Origin of the sequence: Pseudomonas sp. MB-090624 (genome assembly GCF_003205245.1) — a bacterium.
GTDB classification, from domain to species: Bacteria; Pseudomonadota; Gammaproteobacteria; order Pseudomonadales; family Pseudomonadaceae; genus Aquipseudomonas; species Aquipseudomonas juntendi.
The window spans coordinates 1-871 of the sequence record NZ_QJRK01000114.1 but is presented as its reverse complement, the minus strand read 5'-3'; the positions used below and the strand labels follow the sequence as shown (position 1 = coordinate 871).

The window sequence follows — 871 nt, the reverse complement described above, 5'->3', positions numbered from 1 at the left end:
CTGGCCGGCGCAGGCCTGGCGCGCGGTTACCACCGCCGCCCGGGGCTGACCGCCGAGCGTTTCGCCGTGAGCCCATACGGCAATGGCGAGCGCATGTACCGCACCGGTGACCTGGCGCGCTACCGCGAGGACGGGGTGATCGAGTACGCCGGGCGTATCGACCACCAGGTCAAGCTGCGTGGCCTGCGCATCGAGCTGGGTGAGATCGAGGCGCGTCTGCTGGAGCACGACTTGGTGCGTGAAGCCGTGGTGACGGTGCCGGACGGCAAGCAGCTGGTCGGTTATGTGGTGCTGGCCGGTGAGGCCGCCGATTGGCAGGCACAACTGGCCGAGCACCTGCGCCGTGGCCTGCCGGACTACATGGTGCCGAACCAGTGGCTGGTACTGGACGGCCTGCCGCTGTCGCCCAACGGCAAGCTCGACCGCAAGGCCTTGCCTGCCGTGGATGCTGCCCTTGTGCAAAAGGTCTACGAGGCCCCGGCCAATGCGCGTGAGCACCGCCTGGCCGCAGTCTGGGCTGATGTGCTGCGCCTTGAACGGGTCGGGGTGAACGACAACTTCTTCGAGCTTGGAGGCGATTCCATTGTCTCGATTCAGGTCGTCGGACGTGCGCGGCAGCAGGGCCTTCACTTCACGCCCAAGGAGCTGTTCCAGCACCAGACCGTGCGCGGCCTGGCAGCGGTGCTGCGCGAAGGCGAGGGCGCGGTGAAGGCCGAGCAGGGGCCGCAGGTCGGGGGTATGCCGTTGCTGCCGTTCCAGCAGTGGTTCTTCGCCCAGCGCATGAGCGAGCCGCAGCACTGGAACCAGTCGCTGTTGCTGCGCGGCACCGAAACGGTGGATGCCGCCGCATTGGAGCAGGCGCTGCTTGCAC

At 68.0% G+C, this 871-nt stretch carries 1 protein-coding gene; it reads left to right on the top strand.

Going from position 1 to position 871, the window contains the following annotated elements:
• The coding region (locus tag DMX12_RS28855; RefSeq protein WP_146226892.1) for a phosphopantetheine-binding protein at positions 1 to 871 on the top strand (871 nt) is incomplete at both ends.